The organism is Brenneria populi, from assembly GCF_036016195.1.
Lineage (GTDB): Bacteria > Pseudomonadota > Gammaproteobacteria > Enterobacterales > Enterobacteriaceae > Brenneria > Brenneria populi.
Genome location: NZ_JAYWTM010000074.1, coordinates 1 through 555, shown reverse-complemented (window position 1 = coordinate 555; position 555 = coordinate 1). Strand labels below are relative to the sequence as shown.

The following is a 555-nucleotide window of genomic DNA, read 5'->3' as shown; positions in this document are numbered from 1 at the left end:
TTCGCCGGACATCAGGCGGGGGAGTAAGGAATCTCGGATAACATGAAGATTACAGTTTTCCGAATAGTTCGCTTCAATCTCTGCATCCATCGGATTAACCATCTCTTCAAATTGACGGAGAACCTCGTCGGTAGGGATAAGAACACGAAGGTTTGCCATATCGTTCTTGTTGATAGAGCCAAAAACAGTGCCTTCACTGTTGAACATATCCAGTTGTTGTTTCAAGGCAAACATCGTGTAGAAAATAAAGGACTGGCAGCCGTTGTTACTCTGGATGCCCGCCAAACCACGACCAAGGCAACAAGATTCAAAAGCGACGTTCAAATCCCCGACAGGAGCGCGAACACTCATAAGCACATCACCCTTTGCCGCCATACGTTTAGGTTGACTGGTGAACAATCGGCGTGTGGGAAAACGAGTGCCAAATTCGGCACGACCTTGATAAAAGACCGTTCCGATCCCGTCTTCGTTGTAGCTCGATCCGTCGGGCGACTGTCCCATAGTGATGTTAGCGATTTCAGAGAGTGTACCTTCCCGCCAATCGTCGGGCACTTT

General features: G+C 48.6%; 1 protein-coding gene. It reads right to left on the bottom strand.

Annotated elements, in window-relative coordinates; translation table 11 throughout:
* The coding region (locus tag VSX58_RS22460; protein WP_327619989.1) for a restriction endonuclease subunit S at positions 1 to 555 on the bottom strand (555 nt) is incomplete at both ends.